The sequence below is a fragment of the Arthrobacter sp. KBS0702 genome (assembly GCF_005937985.2).
Lineage (GTDB): Bacteria > Actinomycetota > Actinomycetes > Actinomycetales > Micrococcaceae > Arthrobacter.
In genome coordinates, this window is sequence record NZ_CP042172.1 from 2,181,221 (window position 1) to 2,205,391 (window position 24,171).

Annotated in this window: 27 protein-coding genes and 1 tRNA gene; 7 read left to right on the forward strand and 21 right to left on the reverse strand. The window is 67.9% G+C overall.

The features are described from left to right. The first annotated feature begins 142 nt into the window (after positions 1 to 142). The gene (locus tag FFF93_RS10015; RefSeq protein WP_138769041.1) at positions 143 to 871 is read left to right on the forward strand and encodes a FadR/GntR family transcriptional regulator; all 729 of its coding nucleotides are present in this window, start codon (positions 143 to 145) and stop codon (positions 869 to 871) included. A gap of 54 nt (positions 872 to 925) precedes the next feature. Here the strand turns inward: FFF93_RS10015 and FFF93_RS10020 are convergent, their stop codons facing one another. The 6 genes from FFF93_RS10020 to FFF93_RS10045 all read right to left on the reverse strand — a co-directional run bounded on the left by FFF93_RS10020 (position 926) and on the right by FFF93_RS10045 (position 3,597). Beyond that, a complete protein-coding gene (locus FFF93_RS10020; protein WP_186372131.1) occupies positions 926 to 1,102 on the reverse strand; it encodes a hypothetical protein in 177 nt (58 codons plus the stop codon). A gap of 41 nt (positions 1,103 to 1,143) precedes the next feature. Further along, the gene (locus tag FFF93_RS10025; RefSeq protein ID WP_138769040.1) at positions 1,144 to 1,434 is read right to left on the reverse strand and encodes a hypothetical protein; all 291 of its coding nucleotides are present in this window, start codon (positions 1,432 to 1,434) and stop codon (positions 1,144 to 1,146) included. Between the two features lie 118 nt (positions 1,435 to 1,552). Further along, a tRNA-Val gene (locus tag FFF93_RS10030) sits at positions 1,553 to 1,628 on the reverse strand. 102 nt (positions 1,629 to 1,730) lie between these two features. Continuing rightward, entirely contained in the window at positions 1,731 to 2,651 is a 921-nt protein-coding gene (locus FFF93_RS10035) for an NAD-dependent protein deacetylase (protein ID WP_138769039.1), read from the reverse strand. Between the two features lie 17 nt (positions 2,652 to 2,668). Further along, on the reverse strand, positions 2,669 to 3,181 hold the full coding sequence (locus FFF93_RS10040) for a peroxiredoxin (RefSeq protein ID WP_186372132.1): 513 nt from the start codon (positions 3,179 to 3,181) through the stop codon (positions 2,669 to 2,671). After that, positions 3,178 to 3,597 carry a DUF3052 domain-containing protein gene (locus tag FFF93_RS10045; RefSeq protein WP_138769038.1) on the reverse strand — a complete coding sequence of 140 codons (420 nt, stop codon included), beginning with the start codon at positions 3,595 to 3,597 and terminating at the stop codon, positions 3,178 to 3,180. The genes FFF93_RS10040 and FFF93_RS10045 overlap by 4 nt, the downstream gene beginning before the upstream one ends. Positions 3,598 to 4,032: 435 nt before the next feature. Here FFF93_RS10045 and aceE point away from each other — a divergent pair, with 435 nt between their 5' ends. From aceE to fabF, 6 genes are all read left to right on the forward strand, one after another. Beyond that, entirely contained in the window at positions 4,033 to 6,828 is a 2,796-nt protein-coding gene (aceE, locus tag FFF93_RS10050; protein ID WP_186372133.1) for a pyruvate dehydrogenase (acetyl-transferring), homodimeric type, read from the forward strand. Between the two features lie 152 nt (positions 6,829 to 6,980). Continuing rightward, positions 6,981 to 8,225 carry a CdaR family transcriptional regulator gene (locus tag FFF93_RS10055; protein ID WP_138769036.1) on the forward strand — a complete coding sequence of 415 codons (1,245 nt, stop codon included), beginning with the start codon at positions 6,981 to 6,983 and terminating at the stop codon, positions 8,223 to 8,225. 88 nt (positions 8,226 to 8,313) lie between these two features. Then, on the forward strand, positions 8,314 to 9,243 hold the full coding sequence (locus tag FFF93_RS10060; protein ID WP_186372134.1) for an ACP S-malonyltransferase: 930 nt from the start codon (positions 8,314 to 8,316) through the stop codon (positions 9,241 to 9,243). Further along, positions 9,240 to 10,301, forward strand: a complete 1,062-nt coding sequence (locus tag FFF93_RS10065) for a beta-ketoacyl-ACP synthase III (protein ID WP_138769034.1) — start codon at positions 9,240 to 9,242, stop codon at positions 10,299 to 10,301. The genes FFF93_RS10060 and FFF93_RS10065 overlap by 4 nt, the downstream gene beginning before the upstream one ends. A 147-nt stretch (positions 10,302 to 10,448) precedes the next feature. Beyond that, a complete protein-coding gene (locus tag FFF93_RS10070) occupies positions 10,449 to 10,694 on the forward strand; it encodes an acyl carrier protein (protein WP_138769033.1) in 246 nt (81 codons plus the stop codon). Between the two features lie 212 nt (positions 10,695 to 10,906). Then, positions 10,907 to 12,142: a beta-ketoacyl-ACP synthase II gene (gene fabF, locus FFF93_RS10075; protein WP_138769032.1), complete on the forward strand. Its 1,236-nt coding sequence runs from the start codon at positions 10,907 to 10,909 to the stop codon at positions 12,140 to 12,142. Positions 12,143 to 12,279: 137 nt separating this feature from the next. On the opposite strand, the gene FFF93_RS10080 is transcribed toward fabF, so the two are convergent. The 15 genes from FFF93_RS10080 to FFF93_RS10150 all read right to left on the reverse strand — a co-directional run bounded on the left by FFF93_RS10080 (position 12,280) and on the right by FFF93_RS10150 (position 23,725). After that, complete coding sequence (locus tag FFF93_RS10080) at positions 12,280 to 12,783, reverse strand: DUF3145 domain-containing protein (protein WP_136322385.1); 504 nt, start codon at positions 12,781 to 12,783, stop codon at positions 12,280 to 12,282. Between the two features lie 362 nt (positions 12,784 to 13,145). Beyond that, on the reverse strand, positions 13,146 to 14,072 hold the full coding sequence (locus FFF93_RS10085; protein WP_138769031.1) for a tyrosine recombinase XerC: 927 nt from the start codon (positions 14,070 to 14,072) through the stop codon (positions 13,146 to 13,148). A gap of 160 nt (positions 14,073 to 14,232) precedes the next feature. Next, the gene (gene dprA, locus FFF93_RS10090) at positions 14,233 to 15,420 is read right to left on the reverse strand and encodes a DNA-processing protein DprA (RefSeq protein WP_138769030.1); all 1,188 of its coding nucleotides are present in this window, start codon (positions 15,418 to 15,420) and stop codon (positions 14,233 to 14,235) included. Positions 15,421 to 15,496: 76 nt separating this feature from the next. Continuing rightward, positions 15,497 to 17,044 (reverse strand): YifB family Mg chelatase-like AAA ATPase, encoded by a 1,548-nt coding sequence (locus FFF93_RS10095; RefSeq protein ID WP_138769029.1) that lies wholly within the window; start codon positions 17,042 to 17,044, stop codon positions 15,497 to 15,499. After that, positions 17,045 to 17,401 carry a YraN family protein gene (locus FFF93_RS10100; protein ID WP_138769028.1) on the reverse strand — a complete coding sequence of 119 codons (357 nt, stop codon included), beginning with the start codon at positions 17,399 to 17,401 and terminating at the stop codon, positions 17,045 to 17,047. It abuts the gene before it with no gap. A 93-nt stretch (positions 17,402 to 17,494) separates the two neighbouring features. After that, positions 17,495 to 17,821 carry a DUF2469 domain-containing protein gene (locus FFF93_RS10105; protein WP_056426737.1) on the reverse strand — a complete coding sequence of 109 codons (327 nt, stop codon included), beginning with the start codon at positions 17,819 to 17,821 and terminating at the stop codon, positions 17,495 to 17,497. 42 nt (positions 17,822 to 17,863) lie between these two features. Beyond that, on the reverse strand, positions 17,864 to 18,550 hold the full coding sequence (locus FFF93_RS10110) for a ribonuclease HII (protein ID WP_138769027.1): 687 nt from the start codon (positions 18,548 to 18,550) through the stop codon (positions 17,864 to 17,866). Between the two features lie 11 nt (positions 18,551 to 18,561). Then, positions 18,562 to 19,413 (reverse strand): signal peptidase I, encoded by an 852-nt coding sequence (gene lepB, locus FFF93_RS10115; protein WP_261375066.1) that lies wholly within the window; start codon positions 19,411 to 19,413, stop codon positions 18,562 to 18,564. 51 nt (positions 19,414 to 19,464) lie between these two features. Next, on the reverse strand, positions 19,465 to 20,142 hold the full coding sequence (gene lepB, locus FFF93_RS10120; protein ID WP_138769026.1) for a signal peptidase I: 678 nt from the start codon (positions 20,140 to 20,142) through the stop codon (positions 19,465 to 19,467). Between the two features lie 102 nt (positions 20,143 to 20,244). Further along, on the reverse strand, positions 20,245 to 20,604 hold the full coding sequence (gene rplS, locus FFF93_RS10125; protein ID WP_090953186.1) for a 50S ribosomal protein L19: 360 nt from the start codon (positions 20,602 to 20,604) through the stop codon (positions 20,245 to 20,247). A 255-nt stretch (positions 20,605 to 20,859) separates the two neighbouring features. Beyond that, positions 20,860 to 21,669 (reverse strand): tRNA (guanosine(37)-N1)-methyltransferase TrmD, encoded by an 810-nt coding sequence (trmD, locus tag FFF93_RS10130; RefSeq protein ID WP_138770435.1) that lies wholly within the window; start codon positions 21,667 to 21,669, stop codon positions 20,860 to 20,862. 1 nt (position 21,670) lies between these two features. Beyond that, positions 21,671 to 22,285: a ribosome maturation factor RimM gene (rimM, locus tag FFF93_RS10135; protein WP_138769025.1), complete on the reverse strand. Its 615-nt coding sequence runs from the start codon at positions 22,283 to 22,285 to the stop codon at positions 21,671 to 21,673. Positions 22,286 to 22,412: 127 nt separating this feature from the next. Beyond that, positions 22,413 to 22,655 (reverse strand): RNA-binding protein, encoded by a 243-nt coding sequence (locus tag FFF93_RS10140; protein WP_138769024.1) that lies wholly within the window; start codon positions 22,653 to 22,655, stop codon positions 22,413 to 22,415. A 1-nt stretch (position 22,656) separates the two neighbouring features. Next, entirely contained in the window at positions 22,657 to 23,079 is a 423-nt protein-coding gene (gene rpsP, locus FFF93_RS10145) for a 30S ribosomal protein S16 (RefSeq protein WP_138769023.1), read from the reverse strand. A gap of 208 nt (positions 23,080 to 23,287) precedes the next feature. Beyond that, positions 23,288 to 23,725: a hypothetical protein gene (locus tag FFF93_RS10150; protein ID WP_186372135.1), complete on the reverse strand. Its 438-nt coding sequence runs from the start codon at positions 23,723 to 23,725 to the stop codon at positions 23,288 to 23,290. Positions 23,726 to 24,171: the final 446 nt, after the last annotated feature.

Genomic DNA, 24,171 nt, shown 5'->3' on the forward strand with positions numbered 1-24,171 from the left:
TAAACCATATGTATTTCCGCGGACCGCATGAAAGCAGTGCCCACGTGGCGGAATACGGCGCGTCATATACAGTCTATGTTTTTCCGCGGCCACGGTGCTTGCAGCCGCCGGGAATGAGGCCCTCGCCACTATGCTTACGTTTATGTCAACCAGCCTCCATCACCGCGCCATCGAGCATCTGGGGGCCCGGATTGTCACCGGCGAACTTCCCGCCGGACACGTCATGTTGGCCGAGCACCTCGAAGACGAATTGAAGGTCTCCCGTTCGGTGGTCCGCGAGGCCGTACGCGTGCTTCAATCCCTGGGCCTGGTCGAGACCATCAAGCGCGTCGGCATCCGGGTGCTTCCGGCCAGCCGCTGGAACCCGTTCGATCCGCTCGTGATCCGCTGGCGCCTGGCCGGCGAGGGACGCGGCGCCCAGCTGCGTTCCCTGGCCGAGCTGCGCACCGCCGTCGAACCTGTTGCTGCCGAACTGGCTGCCATCAACGCCCCGGACGAGCTGCGCAGCGAACTGGTAGAGATTTCGCACGCGATGCGCGAGGCCGGCGTGGCCGGCGACGTGCCCCGGTTCCTGGACCTGGACATCCGCTTCCACTCCCTGCTGTTGACCGGCTCCGGCAACGAAATGTTCGCCAACATGGTGGGCCAGGTCGCCGAAACCTTGACCGGCCGAACGGTCCACGGCCTGATGCCGGACCACCCGCGGACCTCCGCGCTGCAGTGGCATGTGGACGTGGCCGAGGCGATCGCGGCCGGCGACGGGCCGGCCGCCCGCGAGGCCTCGGACAAGATCATGCGCGAGACCATCGCGGATATGGAGCCGAGCTGGCGGGACCAGCCGCGCGTGTTCGTCCCGGTCCAGCCTCATTAGGCCCAGACCGGCAGGGCGGGAAACCGCCGGAATTAGTCCGTTCTGTGGCGTAATTCAACCGCTAGGCGTTTCACATTTGGACACATCCACGGTATATTTCTTACAAGCCTTCCACCGCGGCATCCCCCAATAGTCGCGGTGGAAGGCTTTTCCATTGCCAGCAGGCTTTTCCATTGCCAGCAGGCTTTTCCATTGCCAGCAGGCTTTTCCATTGCCAGCAGGCTTTTCCATTGCCTGCAAGTCTTTTCACTTTTTGGGTACTGCGTCGCCGGTCAGGCGGCGTCCGCCACCGCCTCCCTGAGCCTCCAGCCCCCGCCGAGGCCGTCTCGGATGATTTCCATCGTGGTCAGGGCCGATCCGCCGTTCCGGCCCAGCCTCGCCTGGACCTGCCACACCTCGACGTCGACCCGGCTCAGGCCTTTCGGCATCCGGCGCTCGGCCTCCCACCAGCTCACCCGTTCGAACCAGCGCACCGGCTCGGCGCCCACCAGCCATTCGCGGCCGCCGCGGACCACCGCCTGGGGGCGCCCGTCGGGGCCGGATTTCACGATCACATGTTCCATGCCAGTGACCGTACGGACGGGCACCGACATTTTTGGCTGCGACCGAGACCGGGGCCTTCACGGACACAAAAAACCCCGCCGCGGCCGGCCTACGGGCCTGCTGCGACGAGGTTTTCTTTGGTGGGTCCTACCGGGATCGAACCGATGACATCCACGGTGTAAACGTGGCGCTCTACCAGCTGAGCTAAAGACCCAAGGCGTTGTTTCCGCACTTCCATGCGTCAACCAACGAACAATGACTCTACCGGAACCGGCCCGGGAAACGCCAATCGGCGGCGCCCCCGCCGCGGCCGGCATCAGAGGGCCGGAAGTTCCTCCGCCAGCCAGGTCAAGGCCTCGCTGACGCCGGCTTCCAGCTTGATGGTGGCCAGGTCATCGCCGCGGGTCTGGCCACGGTTGACGATCACCACGGCCTTGCCCTGCTTGGCCGCGTGCCGGACGAACCGCAGCCCGCTCATGACAGTCAGGGACGAGCCCGCCACCAGCAGCGCGCCTGCCTCGTCCACCATGGCGTACGAGCGTTCCACCCGGTCCTTGGGGACGTTCTCGCCGAAGTAGACGAAGTCCGGTTTCAACGTCCCACCGCACGCCGGGCAGTTGGCCACCACAAACCCGGCGATCAGCTCCGCGTCCTCCACGGTGGCGTCGGCGTCGGGCGCCATCTCCACGACCCCGGCGGCCAGGGCTTCGGCGAGGAAGCCGGGGTTGAGTTCCTCCAGCACGCCGGCCAGTAACGAACGGCTATAGCGGCGCTGGCAGCCCAGGCAGACCACCCGGTCGAAGCGGCCGTGCAGGTCCACCACGTTGACACTGCCGGCGTCCTCATGCAGCCGGTCGACATTCTGCGTGATCAGGCCGGTGAGGAGCCCGCGGTGTTCCAGCCGGGCGGCCGCGGCGTGGCCGGCGTTGGGGTCGGCCCGGCGCAGATGCGACCAGCCAATGTGGTTCCGCGCCCAGTAGCGGCGGCGGTTCTCGGCGGCACCTATGAACTCCTGGTAGGTCATCGGCGCCCGGGGAGCCGCCCCGGGGCCCCGGTAATCCGGGATGCCGGAGTCCGTGCTCAAGCCCGCGCCGGTGAGCAGCGCGAACCGCTGTCCCGCGAGGACGCCATGGATCTCCTTCAGGACTTCCAGTTCGCTGCGCGCGGGTTCGGTGGCGGCAACCGGCGGCAGGCTGGCGAAACCAGTCATGCCGACACCCGGCCGCCGCTGCCTCATCGTGCCTGTCCCCGCCGTCAGTTCCCGGTCAGTCCTGCCAGGGCGTTCCGGTACTCGGCGAAGTCCCGGGCCTGACCGCGCGGGTTCACCACAACGTAGCGGACAATGCCGTCGGCATCGATGATGAACGTTCCGCGCTTGGCCATGCCGCTCTCCGGGTCAAAGACGCCGTACTGCTCCGCCACGGCCCCGTGCGGCCAGAAGTCCGCGAGCAGGTCGAAGGTGTAGCCTTCCCGCTCCGCGTAGGCGCGCTGGGCAAACTTGCTGTCCACCGAGACTCCGAGCACGACGGCGTCGGCGTCTTCGAAGAGCGCAAGGTTGTCCCGGATTTCACAGAGTTCGCCCGTGCAGATGCCGGAGAAGGCAAAGGGGAAGAACACCAGGACCACCGCGCGTCCGCGCAGTTCGGACAGCCGAACCGGTTCGCCGAACTGGTTCAGCAGCTCAAAGTCAGGGGCGGGCACGCCCACGGCCGGCACGGCAGTCACGGCCGTGGCCGGAGCCGACGTTACGGGGGCGGGTTGGGTCACTTGTTCTTCCGCGTGACCAGGCGGGTGGCGCTCCAGTCCTTGGAGACGCCGGCCGAGGTGGTGTAGTGCAGCCCTGCGGTAGGGGCCGCGTCCTGGATGTCCGCCGGCGAGACGTAGCCCACCCGGCCTGACTTGGGCGTCAGCACCCAGACCACGCCACCCTCGGTGAGGGTGGTCCGCGAGCCAACCAGCGTGTCAACGAGGTCGCCGTCGTCGGACCGCCACCAGAGGATCACGGCGTCCACGACTTCGTGGTCGTCCTCGTCGACGAGTTCCGAACCGGTGAGGTCCTCGATGTCGTCACGCAAGTCGAAGTCGACGTCGTCGTCATAACCGAATTCCTGAATCAGGTCTCCGTTTTTGAAACCCAATTTTTCCGCCACATTCACCGAAGTGGCGGCGTCGGCCTCGCTCACGTGTTGCTCCTATGCTGTTTGTTCGTTTGCTGGTTATAAGTACACGGATACTGCCTGGTGAGTCCAGTGGTGCTAGTGATTTCCATTACTACAAGCCAACACCCTTTGGGCCTTTGCTTCAAGCTGCAGGGGCCGCGATCCGCCATATTCTGCGTCACACCGGCCGTTCAGGGGGCCTCGGGGAGGCTCCACGTCACAGAACCAGTATGCCCGTGAAATACGACGGCGGCCCCATGGGACAGCTACGCATCGGCCGACGCACACGGCTAGAGTGGCTGATGACGACTATGCCTGCGCGGGCGACTGCCCGCTTCTACCAGCAGGCATGGTTGTGATTGGACCTAGCCCGGCGTACAGGACCGGGCTGTTGTTACCGATATGTCGCACACGTCGCGTTCACGCCAGGCAGTTACCCTGCCGGAGCTGAGGGTGCCGATGAATGCGCTCAAAGAGAGGTTGGACGTGGCTGCAGGAGAAGATACCTCCCATATCCTCAGCGGGTTGACTAACCAGCTGCCTGATCGTGATCCGGAAGAGACCGCCGAATGGCTGGAGTCCCTGGACACACTGATTCAGGAACAGGGCACCGAGCGTGCCCAGTACATCATGCGGAGCCTGCTCCAGCGGGCTGGCGCACAGAGCGTGGGCGTGCCGATGGTGACCACCACGGACTACGTCAACACCATCCCGGTGGACCAGGAAGCCCCGTTCCCCGGCGATGAGGAGATCGAACGCAAGTACCGCGCCTGGCTGCGCTGGAACGCCGCCGTTATGGTGCACCGCTCCCAGCGCCCCGAAATCGGCGTCGGCGGACACATCTCCACCTACGCCGGCGCGGCGACCCTCTACGAGGTCGGCTTCAACCACTTCTTCCGCGGCAAGGACCACCCCGGCGGCGGAGACCAGATCTTCTTCCAGGGCCACGCCTCCCCCGGCATGTACGCCCGCGCCTTCATGGAAGGCCGGCTGACCGAGGAAGACCTGGACGGCTTCCGCCAGGAGAAGTCCAAGGAGGGCCACGCGCTTTCCAGCTACCCGCACCCGCGCCTCATGCCGGAATTCTGGGAGTTCCCCACCGTGTCGATGGGCATCGGCCCGATGAACGCCATCTACCAGGCCCAGTCGAACCGCTACCTGCACAACCGCGGCATCAAGGACACCTCCGACCAGCAGGTCTGGGCGTTCCTGGGCGACGGCGAAATGGATGAGCCGGAGTCCCGCGGCCTGCTCCAGCTCGCCGCGAACGACAAGCTGGACAACCTCAACTTCGTCATCAACTGCAACCTGCAGCGCCTCGACGGCCCGGTCCGCGGCAACGGCAAGATCATGCAGGAACTCGAGGCGTTCTTCCGCGGCGCCGGCTGGAACGTCATCAAGGTCGTCTGGGGCCGCGAGTGGGACAACCTGCTCGCCAAGGACGAAGACGGTTCGCTCGTGAAGATCATGAACGAGACGGTCGACGGCGACTACCAGACCTACAAGGCCGAATCCGGCGGGTTCGTACGCGAGCACTTCTTCGGCAAGACCCCGCAGACCAAGGACATGGTCGCGGACATGACGGACCAGGAAATCTGGAACCTCAAGCGCGGCGGCCACGACTACAACAAGGTCTACGCCGCGTACAAGGCCGCCACCGAGTTCAAGGGCAAGCCGACGGTCATCCTGGCCCACACGGTCAAGGGCTACGGCCTGGGCACCCACTTCGAGGGCCGCAACGCGACCCACCAGATGAAGAAGCTCACGCTGGCCGACCTGAAGGCTTTCCGCGACCACCTGCGCATCCCGATCACGGACGAGCAGCTCGAAGCCGACCCGTACCAGCCGCCGTACTACCACCCCGGCGCCGACGCCCCGGAAATCCAGTACCTGATGGATCGCCGCCGCGCCCTCGGCGGGTTCGTCCCGGAACGCCGCTCCAAGCACACCGACGTCACCCTGCCGGGCGACAAGGCGTACGAGGTCGCCAACCGCGGGTCCGGCAAGCAGCAGGCCGCCACCACCATGGCGTTCGTCCGGCTGCTCAAGGACCTGATGCGGGACAAGGAATTCGGCACCCGGATTGTGCCGATCATCCCCGATGAGGCACGCACCTTCGGCATGGACGCGTTCTTCCCGACGGCGAAGATCTACAACCCCAACGGCCAGAACTACTTGTCCGTGGACCGCGACCTGGTCCTGGCCTACAAGGAATCCATCGCTGGGCAGATCGTGCACGCCGGCATCAACGAGGCCGGTTCGGTTGCCGCCTTCACCGCCGCGGGCACTTCCTACGCCACGCACGGCGAGCCGCTGATCCCGATTTACGTCTTCTACTCGATGTTCGGTTTCCAGCGCACCGGCGACTCCTTCTGGGCCGCCGCCGACCAGATGACCCGCGGGTTCATCATCGGCGCCACCGCCGGACGGACCACACTGACCGGCGAAGGCCTGCAGCACGCTGACGGCCACTCCCCGATCCTTGCCTCGACCAACCCGGCCGTTGTCACCTACGACCCGGCCTACGGTTACGAGATCGGCGTCATCATGCGCGACGGACTCAACCGGATGTACGGCACCGGCGAAGCCGGGAAAGAAATTGCTGACAACGACCCGTCGCGGAACGTGATGTACTACATCACGGTCTACAACGAGCCGATCATCCAGCCGCCGGCGCCGGCGGAGCTCGACACCGAGGGCATCATCAAGGGCATCTACCTGCTGGCACCGGCCAAGATCGACGGCCCGCGCACGCAGATCCTCGCCTCCGGTGTGTCCGTGCCGTGGGCCCTCGAGGCACAGCGGCTCCTTGCCGAGGACTGGGGCGTTTCCGCCGATGTCTGGTCCGTGACCTCCTGGACCGAACTGCGCCGTGATGCCATGGCCGCCGAGGAAGAAGCCTTCCTCAACCCGGGCCAGCCGGCACGCGTCCCGTTCGTCACAGAACAGCTCGCGGGAGCCACCGGACCGATCGTGGCGGTCTCGGACTACATGAAGGCTGTTCCGGACCAGATCCGGCAGTTCATCCCGAACGAATTCGCCTCGCTCGGCGCCGACGGCTTCGGCTTCTCCGACACCCGCGCCGCAGCGCGCCGCTTCTTCAAGAACGACATCCACTCGATCGTGGTCCGTTCACTGCAGATGCTGGCCCGCCGCGGCGAGGTCGACGCCCAGGCCCCGGCCCAGGCCATCGAGAAGTACCGCCTGCTCAACGTCAATGCCGGCACCACCGGCAACGCGGGCGGCGACTCCTAGGCGAGTCGAACAGCGCCACTCGGACAGCGCACGACGGCGGTTCCCACCAGGGTGGGGCCGCCGTCGGGCGTTAACCACTGTGATGCAGCGCAAAGCGACTTGTAGCCTTTGCACAAATGGAGCTTGGACGGCTGGCCCCGTATGCTCGTTGCATGGCAGAGCCCACCACCACTCCCGCAAAACGCAAGCCGTCCGTGCGGGCCCTCACCCCGGAGAAGGCCGAGACGCTGAAAAAGCTCCGGTCCAGCGTGGGCCAGCTGTCCACCACGACCCTGCGCCAGCTCGAAGCCTCGCTGCCCTGGTACAGCCGGCTGAACTCCGACGAGCGGTCCGCCCTGGGCATGGTCGCGCAGAACGGCATCGCCGCGTTCGTCACCTGGTTCGAGCGGCCCAGCTCCCCTTCGTGGATTCTCTCCGACGTCTTCGGCACCGCACCGACCGAACTGACCCGGTCAATCAGCCTGCAAAAAGCGCTGCAACTGATCCGGATCGTTGTCGAGGTGGTCGAGGAACAGGTGCCGATCATCGCGCCGGAAGCCGACCAGGCCGCGCTGCGCGAAGCCGTGCTGCGCTACTCGCGCGAGGTCGCCTTCGCCGCGGCGGATGTCTATGCCCGCGCGGCGGAGACTCGCGGCTCCTGGGACACGCGGCTCGAGGCCCTTATAGTCGACGCCATCCTGCGCGGCGAAAACACCGACGCGCTCCGGTCCCGGATCGCCGCGCTGGGCTGGAAAGCCCAGGAGCGCTTCACCGTCATGGTGGGAAATTCCCCGTCGGAACCGAGTGCCAGCTACGTCAGCGAACTCCGCCGCACCGCCGGCCGCTTCGCCGAGGACGCCCTCGTCGGCATTCAGGGCGACCGGCTGATCCTGATCCTCGGCGGCGTGCAGGACCGCGAAACGGCCTGCCAGAAACTCAGCGAACTCTTCGCCCCCGGACCGGTGGTCTACGGGGCCGAAGCCGGCTCGCTGCTGGAAGCCAGCAGCTCTGCCCAGTCCGCCTTCGCAGGCCTGACCGCGGCCCGGGCCTGGCCCTCCGCACCGCGGCCCGTCGCCGCCGATGACCTCCTTCCCGAGCGGGTGATCTCCGGCGACGACGCCGCCCGGCGCTCCCTGGTCAAGAACATCTACCGGCCCCTGCTCGCAGCGTCCAACGGCCTTGTGGAGACCCTCGGGACCTACCTCGAACTCGGCCATTCGCTCGAGGCGACAGCCCGCGAACTCTTCGTCCACGCCAATACCGTCCGGTACCGGCTCAAGCGTGTCTGCGACGTCACCGGCTGGGATCCGCTCATCCCCCGGGAGGCTTTTGTGCTCCAAGCGGCGCTGGTGGTGGGCAGGCTTTCGACCCCGCCACGGCCCGCCGCAGAGCGCCAGCCGGCCCGTAACAACACCTGACCCGTTGTAGACTTCCTACAAACTGACCCAGTGAGCTTGGTGCATGAGAGTACCGATGAATCACGCGGCAATTTGGAAAGCTGGATACGTGCTTGCAATCGTTTGCCCTGGACAGGGCTCCCAGACCCCTGGTTTTCTAGCCCCTTGGCTGGAACTGCCTTCCGTCGCAGGCCAGCTGGCCTCCCTTAGCGAAATCGCAGGCATCGACCTCACCGCCCACGGAACCACCTCCGACGAGGAAACCATCAAGGACACTGCCGTCGCGCAGCCCCTGATTGTCGCCGCGGGCCTGGTGACCGCCAAGTCCCTCTTCGACGTCGAACTCGGCACCCTGCCCGTCATCCTGGCCGGGCACTCCGTCGGTGAGATCACCGCCGCGGCCCTGGCCGGCGTCCTGACCGACACCGAGGCCATGACCTTCGTCCGTGAACGCGCCAACGGCATGGCCGCGGCGGCCGCGGCCACCCCCACCGGCATGAGCGCCGTCGTCGGCGGGGACCCAGCCGAGGTGCTGGCAGCGATCGAGGCCTGCGGCCTCACGCCGGCCAACGTCAACGGCGCCGGCCAGACCGTCGCCGCCGGCACGCTGGAGCAGCTCAAGGCCCTCGCCGAGAATCCGCCGGCCAAGGCGCGCGTGATCCCGCTGAAGGTCGCCGGGGCGTTCCACACCTCGCACATGTCCCCCGCCGTCGCCGCGCTGCAGGCCCTCCGGCCCACGCTGCACCCGCGGAACCCGCAGGTCCCCCTGCTTTCCAACTTCGACGGCGCCGAGGTCACCGACGGCGGCGCCGCCGTCGACAGCCTGATCGCCCAGGTGTCGCGCCCGGTCCGCTGGGACCGCTGCATGGAGACCCTCGTGCACCGCGGCGTGACCGGCGTGATCGAGCTGGCCCCGGCCGGGACGCTGGCCGGCTTGGCCAAGCGCGGCATGCCCGGCGTGAAAACCGTCACCGTCAAGACCCCGGAGGACCTATCCGCCGCCTTGGCCCTATTCGCAGAACTGGAGGGAGGGGAATGAGCGCTCCTACTTTGAAGCAGGCTCCCCTGCAGGAAAACACCCGGGTGATGGGCGTCGGCGCGTACCGGCCGAGCGTGATCGTCACCAACGATGACGTCTGCCAGTGGATCGACTCCTCCGATGAGTGGATCCGGCAGCGTACCGGCATCATCACCCGGCACCGGGCCCCCGCCGACGTCAGCGTGATCGACATGGCCGAGGGCGCCGCCCGCGAGGCCCTGCAGAAGGCCGGCATCGACGCCTCCGAGCTCGGCGCCGTCATCGTCTCCACCGTGACGCACCCGTACGCGACCCCTTCGGCCGCCGCCAGCCTGGCCGACCGCCTCGGTGCCACCCCGGCACCGGCGTTCGATATCTCCGCGGCCTGCGCCGGCTACTGCTACGGCATCGCCCAGGCGGACGCCCTGGTCCGCTCCGGCGCGGCCAAGTACGTGCTCGTGGTCGGCGCGGAGAAGCTCTCCGACGTCATCGACAACACCGAGCGCACCATCTCCTTCCTGCTCGGCGACGGTGCCGGCGCCGTCGTCATCGGCCCCTCCGACACCCCGGGCATCGGCCCGTCGGTATGGGGATCGGACGGCAGCAAGTGGGACGCCATCGGCATGACCCACTCGATGCTGGACATCCGCGACTTCGCCGCGGCAGGCAAGCGCGACACCGCCCTCAGCGAGGGCGAGGCCGCCGTGACCGAAGCGGCCCTCTGGCCCACGCTGCGCCAGGACGGCCAGACGGTGTTCCGCTGGGCGGTCTGGGAAATGGCCAAGGTGGCCCAGCAGGCGCTCGACGCCGCCGGTATCCAGGCCGAGGACCTCGCGGCTTTCATCCCGCACCAGGCCAACATGCGGATCATCGATGAGATGGCCAAGAAGCTCAAGCTTCCGGAGACCGTCAAGGTCGCCCGGGATATCGCCGAAGCAGGCAACACCTCGGCAGCCTCCATCCCCCTGGCCACCCACCGCTTGCTGCAGGAAAACCCTGAGCTGAGCGGCGGGCTGGCCCTGCAGATCGGGTTCGGAGCCGGACTGGTCTTCGGCGCCCAGGTGATTGTGCTTCCCTAGGCGGCCACCTCACTTCTCGAGCTGCTCGCATTCCCCGACAGCACGGATTCCCAAACCAAGCCGAATCCCTCGGTTTGAATCATTTCGCCAGAATCTCCCGGAATAACCACCGGAAGCCCACGGCACCAACAAGAAAAGGAGCCATCAATGGCTAGCAACGAAGAAATCCTGGCCGGCCTGGCTGAAATCGTCAACGAAGAGACCGGCCTGGCCCCCGAGGCCGTCGAAATGGACAAGTCCTTCACCGAAGACCTGGACATCGACTCCATCTCCATGATGACCATCGTCGTCAACGCCGAGGAAAAGTTCGGCGTGCGCATCCCGGACGAAGAGGTCAAGAACCTCAAGACCGTCGGCGACGCCGTCAGCTTCATCGCCAGCGCCCAGGCCTAATTCCGCCTGGGCCCTGGCTCCGGCCCGAAAGCCGGAGCTGTGGCCGGTCCGGGGCGCCTCCGTCGGCGCCCCGGACCGGAACACACCGCTAGACGCCTTTCTTGCATGACCGCTGAGTTCCTTACAGCACGACCACCGAGTTTTCCCCACGCAGGCCCCGGCCGCCCTCACGGGTTCCGGACACGGCAGGCGCACCGACAGAGAGTGATCCCATGGCACGCAAAGTAGTCATTACCGGTCTGGGTGCCACCACACCCATTGGCGGCGATGTCCCCACGATGTGGAAGAACGCGCTGAAGGGCGTCTCCGGGGCGCACACGCTTGAGGACGACTGGGTAGCCAAATACGAGCTGCCCGTGCACTTCGCGGCGCGCGCCTCCACCCCCGCCCTTGAGGTGCTGAGCCGCGTCGAGGCCAAGCGGATGGATCCGTCCACGCAGTTCGGCGTCATCGCCGCCCGCGAAGCCTGGGCCGACGCCAACATCACCGAGGTCGACCACGACCGCCTCGCCGTCGCCTTCGCGACCGGCATCGGCGGCGTCTGGACCCTCCTGAACGCCTGGGACACCCTGCGCGAAAAGGGCCCGCGCCGCGTCCTGCCGATGACCGTGCCGATGCTGATGCCCAACGGCGTCGCGGCCGCGGTCAGCCTCGACCTGGGCGCCCGCGCCGGCGCCCACACCCCCGTCTCCGCCTGCGCCTCCGGCACCGAAGCCGTGCACATGGGACTGGACCTGATCCGTTCCGGGAAGGCCGACGTCGTCGTCTGCGGCGGCGCGGAAGCCGCCATCCACCCGATGCCGATTGCCGCCTTCTCCTCGATGCAGGCCCTCTCGCGCCGCAACGACGATCCCGAGCACGCCTCACGGCCCTACGACCGCGACCGTGACGGCTTCGTCATGGGTGAAGGCGCCGGCGCCCTCGTCCTCGAGGCCGAGGAGCACGCGATCGCCCGCGGCGCCAGGATCTACGCCGAACTCGCCGGCACCTCCGTGACCGCCGACGCCTACCACATCACTGCCCCGGATCCGGAGGGCCTCGGCGCCACCCGTGCGCTGAAGGCGGCCATGTTCGACGGCCGGATCCAGGCCGAGGACGTCGTGCACGTCAACGCCCACGCCACGTCCACCCCGGTCGGCGACAAGCCCGAGTACACCGCCCTCAAGGCCGCCCTCGGCAAGCATGTGGACGACGTGGCGGTCTCGGCCACCAAGTCCCAGATGGGGCACCTGCTGGGTGCCTCCGGTGCTGTGGAGGCCGTGCTGACCGTGCTGGCCGTGCATGAGCGCAAGGCGCCCGTGACGATCAACCTCGAGAACCAGGATCCCGAGATCCCGCTCGACGTCGTCACCTCCGAGCGCGCATTGCCCGGCGGAAGCATCGTGGCGCTGAGCAACTCCTTCGGCTTCGGCGGCCACAACGCCGTCATCGCCGTCCGCAGCATCTAACGCCACCCGGGCCTCCGGGTCCGCAACGCCAAAATGACAGATGGCGGCAATGTTCCTCGTGAACATTGCCGCCATCTGTCGTTTGGCGTTGCTATGGAGTGTCTTGCGGTCCTGCGCCGGAGGTTCAGCGGGGAGGATTAGCCGACCTGGTGGAGCCAGCGCACGGGGGCGCCTTCGGCGGCGTGCCGGAAGGGCTCGAGTTCCTCGTCCCAGGCCTCGCCGAGTGCCAGGGAGAGCTCGTGGTAGACCGCGGAGGGGTCGCCGGCGCCTGATTCGTAGGCGTAGCGGATGCGGTCCTCGGAGACCATGATGTTGCCGTGTACGTCCGTGACGGCGTGGAAGATGCCGAGCTCGGGGGTGTGCGACCAGCGGCCGCCGTCGACGCCCTGGCTGGGCTCTTCGGTGACCTCGTAGCGCAGGTGCGCCCAGCCGCGGAGCGCAGACGCCAATTGAGCCCCCGTGCCCGGCGTTCCGGTCCACGACAGCTCGGCCCTGAACATTCCGGGCGCGGCGGGCTGGGCAGTCCACTCAAGGTCCGTCCGCTTGTCCACGACAGACCCAATGGCCCACTCAACGTGGGGGCACAGGGCGGTCGGGGCCGAGTGAACGAACAGGACACCGCGGGTTAGTGCAACAGACATTCCATCCTCCATAGCTATAGGTACGTCTTCCCCAACGACCTCTGCCTGGATGCCTGTCTGCTGCGTGAATCCGCGTGCGGGGCGGCTGCCCCTGCCAGACTATTCAGTTTCTTCAAAACCACAATATGCAAAAAATAGGTCCGGACCTCAAGTGGTGAAACGATGCTCAAGAGCTTCAAGCACCACTTGAAAGTTGCCGGGCGTGAGTCTTATTCTGCCGTACGCCGACTAATTACGCCAGTGCAATTCCGCGCGTCGTTTCCGGCGCGCCGTTTTGGCCTGTCGGGGCCTGCGGGCGTGCCGAGCCGGGTGCCGGAATGATGCCTCGCCCCGGGCCCGGCGACGCGTATCCGGCCGAACGTTCAGGCGCGCGGATGGGCCTGCTGGTAGCTTTGCCGGAGCCTGTCGACCGAGACGTGGGTGTAGATCTGGGTGGTCGCCAGGCTGCTGTGGCCGAGGATTTCCTGCACGGCCCGGAGGTCCGCCCCGCCGTCGAGCAGGTGCGTCGCCGCCGAGTGCCGCAGCGCGTGCGGGCCCGTCGCCGAGGTGTCGCCCAGGCCGTCGAGGAGGCCCTTCACGACGCTGCGGACCTGCCGCTGGTCCACCCGCTTGCCGCGGGCGCCCAGGAAGAGTGCGGGTCCCGATCCGGCCGCGGCCAGGGCCGGGCGTCCGCGGCGCAGCCAGTCATCGACGGCGAGCGCCGCCGGGAGGCCGTAGGGAACGGTCCGTTCCTTGTTGCCCTTGCCGAGCACGCGCAGGGTCCGACGGTCCGGGTCAAGGTCGTCGACGTCCAGGCCGGCGAGTTCCCCGACCCGGACGCCGGTGGCATAGAGCAGTTCCAGCATCGCGCGGTTGCGCAAGGCCATCGGCTCGCCCTCAGCGGCGGCCGATTCCGCCTCGGCCACGAGCCGCTGGACCTGCCCCTGTTGCAGCACGCCGGGCAGCGACTTTTCCCGCTTCGGGGCCTTCAGCCGCAGCGCGGGGTCCGCCGTGATGAGTTCCTCGCGGACGGCCCAGGCGGTGAAGGCCCGGGCGGTGGCGGCGCGCCGGGCCAGCGTGGCGCGGGACATGCCCGACTCGCTCTGGGCACCGAGCCAGCGGCGCAGGGTACCGAGTTCGAGGTCGGCGAGGTCCTCCGCGTTTTCCGAGACCGCGTGCGCGAGCAGGCTGCCGACGTCTGAGAGGTAGGCGCGCACGGTGTGGGCCGAGCGGCCACGTTCCGCTTCCAGGTACCGGCCGAAACCGTGGGCGGCCTCAGCGAGCGCTGCGGGAAGTTGCTGGGATGACACCCTCCAACTCTCCCAGTAATTGGTCCGGTACCGGCGTAGCCCGGCGGCGCGCCGCCGAGCCTCCGTGGGGGTGCGGCGAAGCTGGGGTTTGCTCGGGGGTGGGCCGTGACCAATCGGCGGCCGCTCCCGTGTCCCTGCGCCGCAGCGCTTGTACCCACCCTCATCCCGCTGCGGGGGTTCGTTTCCAGCCGCCGTGGCGGGTTTCCGCCAGACCCAGCAGTCCGAGCCGGCCGAGGCCCGCCCGCACTGACTCCGGGCTGAGCCCGGCGACCGTGGCGAGCTTTTCGACGGTACTCGTGATCCGCAGCGGGAGGGCATCGAGCAGGATCAGGTCTTCGAGGGTGAGCCCGTCGTGGGCCGCTACCCGGCCGGACTGTGGCTCCGGCAGGAAGTCGCCGCTGGGTGCGGCGAGTTCCGCGATCTCGGCGGCGTCCGTGACGCAGACCGCCCCGCCCTCGCGCAACAGGCGGTGGCAGCCGGCCGAGTTGGCACTGTGAACCGAACCGGGAACGGCCCCGACGGCCCGTCCCAGCGTTTCGGCGTGGTGGGCGGTGTTGAGCGCGCCGGACCTCCACCGCGCCTCCACCACCACCGTAACGGCGGCCAGCGCGGCTATTAGCCTGTTGCGCTGCAGGAAGCGGTACCGTGTGGGCGCCGAGCCCGGCGGGACCTCCGCCAACACCGCGCCTTGATTGGCGACCGTCCTGAGCAGGTCCTCATTGCCGGCAGGATAGAACCGGTCCACTCCCCCGGCCATGACGGCGATGGTTGGCAGTCCCCCGGCGGCGCCGGCCAACGCGGCCCGGTGGGCGTGGGCGTCGATGCCGTAGGCTCCCCCGGAAACGATCGTGAATCCGCGTTGGGCCAGCGCGTAGGCGAGGTCGCCCGTGACGGCGGAACCGTAGGAGGTGCTGTCCCGGGATCCCACCAGCGCGACGGCCTTGTTCAGCGCCGGCAGTTCTTGTTCCATGCCGCGCCACCAGAGGCAGAGGGGTTCCTGCAGCCCCAGGTCGGCGAGCTGGCGAGGCCACAGTTTATCCGCCGGGATGAGCAGACGGCCGCCAAGGCGCCGCAGGGTCGCCAGGTCACGTTCAGGCGCCAGGTCGGGAATCCGCGGCGCCCAGCGCTTGAGGGCCATGCCCAGGCCCGTCCAACCGCCTCCGGCGCTGTTCTCCTCCAGTACCCGGGACAGTTCCTGTTCCAACCCGGGCCCGGCTGCCAGTTGTCCGGTGGCGATCCTCAGGGCGTCCTCCGCCCCGGCGACTTGGACCAGTGCCAGTCCGGCTGCGTCCTGGGGCTCCAGGAGCCGGGACAGGGCGGCGCGGGCCGTCCGTTCGTTCTCTGTCATGGTGCTGCTTTCTCTTCACGCTGTGGTTCCCTTCACGGGACGGGGTCGGGGTTACGCCGGGACGGAGTCGGGGCGGTCAGGCCGCGGCTGCTGTGGCCTGACGGAGGCCCAGCGCCTGGCCGATGTGGTCCGCGTCGGGCCCGTCGCTGCCCGCGAGGTCCGTCAGGGTCCAGGCGAGGCGCAGCACGCGGTCGTAGCCACGGGCCGTCAGGGCGCCGCGTTCCAGCGCGTGGTCGAGGATCCGGGTTGTCGGCCCGGGCAGGCGCAGCGGGCCACGAAGCACCCGTCCCGGGACCTGCGAGTTGGTTTCCAGACCGAGTGGACGCAGCCGCTCCAGCTGGCGCTCCCGGGCGGCCCGCACCCGGGCGGCGATGTCCGCCGTTGCCTCCTCGGCACGGGGCTGGCCGAAGTCCGCCAGCGCTACTCGTTCGACCTCCAACTGGATGTCGACCCGGTCCAGCAGCGGCCCCGACATCCGGGCGAGGTAGCGGCGCCGCATCATCGGCGTGCAGGTGCAGTCCACCCCCTTGCCGGAGGCTTTGCCGCAGGGGCACGGGTTGGCAGCGAGGACAAGTTGGAAGCGGGCCGGGTAGGCGGCCGTGCCGGCGGAGCGGTGGATGACCAGTTCACCGCTTTCCAGCGGCTGCCGGAGCGCGTCGAGGACCCGTCGCTCGTACTCGGGGGCTTCGTCCAGGAAGAGCACGCCCCGGTGCGCCCTGGAAGCCGCACCCGGCCGGGGCAGTCCCGAGCCGCCGCCGATGATGGCGGCTGCGGTAGCGGTGTGGTGCGGGTTTTCGTAGGGCGGCCGGCGCAGCAGCGTGACGGACGCGGACGTGAGCGAGCTCAGCGAATGGATGGCCGTCACTTCCATGGCCTCCCGGTCGCCAAGGTCCGGGAGCAGGCCGGGCAGGCGCTCGGCCAGCATCGTCTTGCCTGCCCCCGGCGGCCCGGTCAGGAGCACGTGGTGGGCTCCGGCGGCGGCCACTTCCAGTGCCCGGCGGCCCTCTCCCTGGCCCGAGACGTCGCACATATCCGGCGCCAGGGGTGCCGCGGAGGTCCCGCCGGCGTCCTCCGGCTCCTCGTCCATCGGCTCGAAGTCGAGCGCGAGGTCCTGCGGGTCGGCGCCGAAGTCGAAGGCCAGCCGGGCCAAGGTCCGGTAGCCCCGGACCTGGGCGCCGGGCACCAGTTCGGCTTCGGCTGCGTTGGCTTGGGCCACCACCACGTCGGGGTACCCGGCTTGGACGGCGGCCATAACGGCGGGAAGGATGCCGCGGACGGGACGAAGCCGGCCGTCCAAGCCCAGTTCCGCGATGAAGACGTTCCGGCCGGTGGGTCGGATGTCGTTGGCGGCCAGCAGCACCGCCATGGCGATCGACAGGTCGAAGCCGGACCCGCGCTTGGGCAAGGAAGCCGGGATCAGGTTCGCGGTGATCTTGCGGCGGCTGAGCGGGATGCCGGAATTCTGCGCCGCCGAACGGATCCGTTCCTTCGCCTCGTTGAGCGAGGCATCCGGCAGGCCGAGGATGACAAAAGCGGGAAGGGTCTGGCCGATGTCCGCCTCGACCTCGACGATGTAGCCGTTCAGCCCCACCAGCGCCACAGAATAAGTCCGGCCCAGCGCCATCTACCCCACCCCTTTGAGGTGTTCGATGGCCGGACCGCCGGTGCCGTCGTCGAGCACAGCGATGACGTCCACACGGAGCAGCGGCATCCGCAGCTCGTGGTCCCGGCACCACGCGGAGGCCAGTCGGTGCAGGCGGGCCAGCTTATCCACGCCCACGGCTTCGAAAGGGTGTCCGTAGGCCAGGGATTTGCGGGTCTTGACCTCTGCGATGACCAGGGCGTCGCCGTCGAGCGCCACAATATCGATCTCGCCCTCGGGGCAGCGCCAGTTCCGGTCCACGATCCGCATGCCCTGGGCCTCGAGGAAGCCCGCGGCAAGTTCCTCACCGCGCCGGCCCAGCACGTCCTTAGCTCTCATGCCTCCAGCGTGCGGCGCCGTGCGGCCAGGACGCGGACGGAACTTTGGCTATGTGGGTAACTTTCCGGTACCCAGGCGGCTCAAGGCCCGGAATCAGTTCCCCAGGCCCTCCACCTTGGGCAGGGCGAGCTCCTCGCTGCGCGGGAGCTCTTCGACGTTGACGTCCTTGAAGGTGATGACGCGGACGCTCTTGACGAACCGGGCGGAGCGGTACACGTCCCAGACCCAGGCGTCCTGCAGGGTCAGGTCGAAGTAGACCTCGCCGTCGGCGCTGCGCGCCTGCAGGTCCACGTGGTTGGCCAGGTAGAAACGCCGCTCGGTCTCGACCACATAGCTGAACAGCCCGACGACGTCGCGGTATTCGCGGTAGAGCTGCAGCTCCATGTCGGTTTCATAGTTTTCAAGGTCCTCGGCACTCATGGTTCCATCTTGCACCATTGGGCGCCGGGCGCGCGCCACGGCTCAGTCGCCGAGCAGCTGCCAGCTCACCCGGTGGTACGGTGTGGGACCGGCGGCGCGGAGCGCGTCCTTGTGCGCGGCGGTGCCGTAGCCCTTGTTTTCGTTCCAGCCGAAGGCCGGGTACTCGGTGTGCAGGGCCGTCATTTGGCGGTCGCGTTCGACCTTGGCCAGGACCGATGCCGCGGCCACACTGAGGCACTGCATGTCCGCCTTGACCAGGGTGTGGACCGGCGCGTCACAGCCGGGACCCTCCGGGCCGGCGTCGTCGGGGTCGGGGTCGAACAGCGAGGCCTGTGCCACGGGCGAGAGCCAGTTGTGGCTGCCGTCCAGCAGCACCACGTCCGGCGTCACACCGGTGGCCAGCACCGAGAACCAGGCACGGTTTCCGGCCAGCCGGAGCGCGCCGATGATACCGAGCGCGTCGATTTCGGCGGCGGAGGCGTGCCCCACCGCTGAGGCGACGCTCCAGCTGCGCACCAACGGCTCCAGCCGCTCCCGGTCCGCCACCTTGAGCAGCTTGCTGTCCCGCACATCGGCGAGCAGCTCCTGCCGGTCCAGATCCACGACGGCGATCCCGACGCTCACGGGCCCGGCCAGGGCGCCACGGCCCACCTCGTCGATCCCGGCGAGCAGCCGCGCGCCGGAGCCCCGGAAGCGGCGCTCGTAGTCAAGGGTTGGGGCTTCGGACACGGCTGCTGCCCTTACTTCCCCGCCGCCGGGACGCCGCGGAAAACGTCCGGGTAGTTGTCCAGGGCCGTGATCCGGTTCAGCGGCCACGCGATCACGGCGGCTTTGCCCTCAATGTCGGCCACGTCGATGAAGCCGCCATTGCTTTCCATGTGGGCGCGGGAGTCGGCGGAGTGGTTCCGGTTGTCTCCCATCACCCAGACCTTGCCCGCGGGCACCACAACGTCGAAGTTGCGCACCTGCGGGACCTCGGCGCTGTTGATGTACTTCTCGTCCAGCGGCTGGCCGTTGACGCTGAGGCGGCCGCTGCCGTCGCAGCAGACGACGTGGTCGCCGGGAAGGCCGATGACGCGCTTGACGAGGTGCTGTTCGGAGTTGTCCGGCAGCAGGCCCACGAAGGTCAGCGCGTCCTGCACGCCGGTGAACGGCCCGGCCGGCTTGGTCGACGTCGGCACCAGCCAGCCCTTGGTGTCCCGGAAGACGACGACGTCGCCGCGCTGCATGGCGATCGGCTCCGGCACCAGCAGGTTGACGAAGATCCGGTCGTTGACGTCCAGGGTGTTCATCATCGATTCGGACGGGATGTAGAAAGCCCGGAACAGGAAGGTCTTGATCAGGAAGGACAGCACGACGGCGATCACCACCACGGTGGCAACTTCCTTGAGCCAGAGGAACGCGGGGCTGCGGCCTTCCCGGGCCTTCGCACGCCGGGCGCGCGCCGACGACGGACCCGCGTGCGAGGGGCCGGTCTGCGGGAGGTCCTCGGCACGCTCGGGCAGCACCGGCTTCGGGGCGTGCCGGGGGCGCGGCGCGGCCGGAAGCTGCGTCGTCGGGTGGTCGGCGCCCGGGATGGGCGAAGAGGTCACCCGGGGCTCGTCGTTCCCCTGATCAGGTGTCCGGGGTCCGGTCTCGGGCATCTACTGTCCGTTCTTCATCGTTGTGGCGGCCTCGGTGGGCCGCGGTATTGCTGCAAATCTATCAAGCGGCCAGAGGATCTGTACCGGCCGGCCGATCACGCGGTCCACCGGGACCATTCCGCCGCCGGGAGCACCCAGCAGGCTGCGGGAATCGGCCGACTTGGAGCGGTGGTCCCCCATCAGCCAGAGCCTGCCATCCGGGACCAACACGCTGAACTTCAGCTGGCTCGGGGCGTCGCCCTCATACACATAGGGTTCCTCAACTGGCTGGCCGTTTACTGTGAGCCTGCCCTTCGCGTCGCAGCACACCACGTGATCACCGGGCAGCCCGATGACGCGTTTGACATAGGTGGTGTCGCTGCCGGTCAGGCCCAGCCAGTGGCCCGCGGCGGCGAGGAAGTCGGCGGCCGGGCCTTTGCCGCTGCTCAGCGGGGCGAACGAACCCCGGCCGTCAAAGACGACGACGTCGCCGCGCCGCACCGGTTCGGTCGCGAAGCCGGTTCGGGAAACCACGATCCGGTCCCCGTCGCGGAGCAGCGGCTCCATCGACGCCGACGGGATGAAATAGACGTCAAGCCAGAGCGAACGGACCAGTCCGCTGATGGCGACGGCGAGGACCAGGCCCAGAAGCACAAAACGCCAGCCCAGTTTCCTGGGCTGGCGTTTTGTCTGTTCCATGATCCGTGTCCTCTAACGCTTTTCTCAGTTGAACGGCGCAGTGGCGGACGATCCGGGCGCGTGCCTGGATGCTCCGTGGATCCGCTGGGAAGTCCGGAGGACTTACTTGGCGGTCTGGAAGTCGCGCTTTTCCTTGATCTTCGCAGCCTTACCGCGCAGTGCACGCATGTAGTAAAGCTTGGCGCGGCGCACGTCACCCTTGGAGACGAGCTCGATCTTGTCGATGATCGGGGAGTGCACCGGGAAGGTACGCTCCACGCCGACGCCGAAGGAGACCTTGCGGACGGTGAAGGTTTCGCGGACGCCGTCGCCCTGGCGGCCCAGGACGAAGCCCTGGAAGACCTGGACACGGGAGTTCTTGCCTTCGATGATGTTCACGTGCACCTTGATGGTGTCACCCGCGCGGAACTCGGGAACATCGCTGCGCAGCGAGGCTGCGTCTACGGAATCGAGGATATGCATTGATCCACTCCTGGTGAACGCCACAGGTCATTCACGTTGGGTCACGGCGGCCAAGCCCGGACGCAGAGCACCGGAAATTCCCGCCGAAAGTTTTGTCGTTCCGGCCCCGTCAGGACTTGACGGCGCCGGGGTGCCGCGCTGTTGGTGACGCTCCCCCTGTGGCAGGTTCGCACCCAGCAGGCACAAGGACTAATTTTGCCACATTCCGGTTCGTTTTGGTGAATCGGCCGGTCGGGATCGGCGGCGCGGCCCGGCTCAGGCGTCCGGGCGGCGCCGGAGCCGGCCGTCGACGACGTCGTACCCGAGTTCCCCGAAAGCGGTGCGGTCCGCGCGGGGCAGCTTCCCGGCGTCGAACGCCTCCAGCAGGTCCGGGCGGCGCTCGGCGGTGCGCCGGTATTGCTCGTGCCGCCGCCACTGCGCAATCTTGCCGTGGTTGCCGCTCAGCAGCACCGCCGGAACGTCCCGTTCCCGCCAGCTGGAGGGTTTGGTGTACACGGGGTACTCAAGCAGGCCGTCGGAGTGGGATTCTTCCACGAGCGATTCGGGGTTGCCGACGACGCCGGGCAGCAGCCGCCCGACGGCCTCGACCATGGCCAGCACTGCCACCTCACCGCCGTTCAGCACATAGTCGCCGAGGCTCATGGGCCGGACGGTGAAGTGCTCCGCGGCCCATTCCAGGACGCGCTCGTCGATGCCCTCGTAGCGTCCGCAGGCAAAGACCAGCTGGTCCTCTTCCGCGAGTTCGTGGGCGATCGCCTGGCTGAAGCGCTCCCCCGCCGGGGACGGCACAATCAGCACGGGCTTGCGGGCAGCGTCCGCCCCAGGCGCTTTCGGGCCGGCCTCGGCCACCGCGGTCAGGGCCTGGGCCCAGGGCTCCGGCTTCATCACCATGCCGGCGCCGCCGCCGTACGGGGTGTCGTCCACCGTGCGGTGCCGGTCCGTGGTGAAGTCACGGAGGTCATGGATGTTGAGTTCCAGCAGTCCGTCCTGGCGCGCCTTTCCGATGAGGGACAGCTCCAGCGGTGCCAGGTACTCGGGGAAGATGCTGACGACGTCGATCCGCATGTCAGGCGCGGTCCGCCGCGCCGGGTGCCGCGTTCTTGTCATCGTCGCCGTCGGCGTCGCCGTCGTCCGGGGTCTCGCCGGCGCCGTCGTCCGGGGTCTCGCCGGCGTCCGTGTTGACCTCGAAGAGGCCGGCCGGCGGGGTGACGAGGACGTACTTTTCGGCGACGTTGACCTCGGGGACAATCTGTTCCACGAACGGAATCAGGATTTCCTTGCCGGCCTGGTCGGTCACCACCAGCAGGTCCTGGACTGGCATGGTGTGCAGCCCGGATACCTTGCCGACCACCGCGTCGCCGACCCGGACGTCAAGGCCCACGAGCTCGTGCTCGTACCAGCCCTCGTCGTCGTCCTCGTCCAGTTCCTCGGTCTCGATGAAGAGCTTCGCACCGCGGAGGGCTTCCGCCTCGTTGCGGGTCTCCACTTCCTCGAAGGCCAGCAGCAGGATGTCCTTGTTCCAGCGGGCGCTCTCCACGGTCAGCGGGCCGGCCGAGGCCGGCTCCACCACGAACTGCGTGCCGGGAACAAAGCGGTCACCGGGCGCATCCGTGAGCACCTGGACGGTCACCTCGCCGCGGATGCCGTGGGGCTTGCCGATTCGTGCCACCTGAAGCTGCATCTGTTCCTCTGTTCGGGTTCTCTTGAAGTCTTGGGTTTGTTGGTGCGTTTACTGCGCAAAACAGTCCGGCCCCTCCACCATAAGCTGGTGGAGGGGCCGGACTAAAGATCAAGTAATGCTGGTCGCGCTACCGGCGGCGGTCGGTGTCGACGACGTCGACCCTGACCGGTTCGCCGTCGGCCAGCGCCGCCACCACGCTGCGCAGTGCGCGTGCGGTGCGGCCCTGGCGTCCGATCACCCGTCCGAGGTCGTCCTGATGAACGCGCACCTCGAGGGTGTCCCCGCGGCGGTTGTTCTTCGCACTGACCTTGACGTCCTCGGGACTGTCAACAATCCCGCGGACCAGGTGTTCGAGCGCTTCTGCCAGCAATTTACTCAGCCTCGGTGGTCTCTGCTTCGGCGTCGGCGGGGGCCTCGGCTGCGTCGTCCTTCTTGGCCTTCTTGGTGATGGCTTCCGGGATGATCACGGAACCCTTTTCCGGGGTGACGAAGGCTTCCTTGGGAGCCTTGGTCTTCAAGGTGCCCTCCTGGCCCGGGAGACCCTTGAACTTCTGCCAGTCACCGGTGATCTTGAGGATCGCGGCAACCTGCTCGGACGGCTGAGCGCCGACGCCGAGCCAGTACTGGGCACGGTCCGTGTCGACCTCGATGTACGAGGGCTCTTCGGTCGGGTGGTACTTGCCGATCTCTTCGATGGCACGGCCATCACGCTTGGAGCGTGCGTCCATGACGACGATGCGGTAGTACGGTGCGCGCATCTTACCGAAGCGCTTAAGGCGAATCTTTACGGCCACTTTTGTGGTCACTCCTGTTTCTGAAACGGGGTCGAGCCCGGCGTTCTGCACCCGTGGGGCGGGCCGTACTAGGGGGTTCTAAAGGACAGGATCCGGACGCGGAGAGAGGGGCCACGCAGATCGAGTACCTGTTCATTGTGCCAGATCACCGCGCGGATTTCGACTTGACACCCGCTGCCGGTGTGTTTGGGCGCCGTTGGCCCCGGTGTCAGGACGTCCAGACGTAGAGTCCGGCCTTCGTGGCGGGGTCGATGCCGGCGGCAAGCTCGGCAAGCTGCCGGACGTAGATGGCAGCCTGTTCGGCTCCGAAGGGCATATCCTCCTCGGCGGCCCAGCTCTCGGCGACGTCGGCCAGGACGTCGCCCTCGCCTTCCGTCTCGTAGCTGAGCAGCTCGGCCAGCGCCCGGACCATGGCGGCCGGCGCGCCCAGGAGCGAGTCGCTGGCCACGTCCACCATGGCCAGTTCATAGTCGGCCCCCTTGGCGTGCACGGCGGCGCCGGCAAGGTCGCCCAGCCGCTCCACTTCGAAGTCGCTGATCTCCGGAATGCGGACGGCGCCGGGGGCGGCAGCGGCGCCGCCGTCGAGGGCTGCCGCGCGCTTGAGGGCGGCGTCATGGGTGGCGACGAAGATTTCAGTAAATCCCAAGGAAGTGCTCCTCATGAGGGTCGGCGGCGCTGGGCCGCGGTTTGGGCGTCGCTTTCAGCCTAGCCGCTTGAGCCTGGCCACCCGGAACGGGACATGCCCTTCCCGGCCCTAGCCCACGGACGGACATGCCCATCGCTGGCACCCAGGGATGGACATGCCCATCGCTGGCACCCAGGGATGGACATGTACTTCCACGCATGAGCCCACGGACGGGCATGCCCTTCGCTGACGTGGAGCAATGGACATAACCAGGTTATGTCCATTGCTGGGTTCGCCCGCCGGACATGCCCATCGGACCAAGCCGGCACATTACGAGCATGCCCGGCAGCGGCCCCACCGGATGGGCATACTCATCGGCCGCACCCGGGGATGGACATGCTCATCCTGCGGAGCGCCGAACGGAGGGACATGCCCATTGGTGGAGCCGAGCGATGGGCATGCTCGTT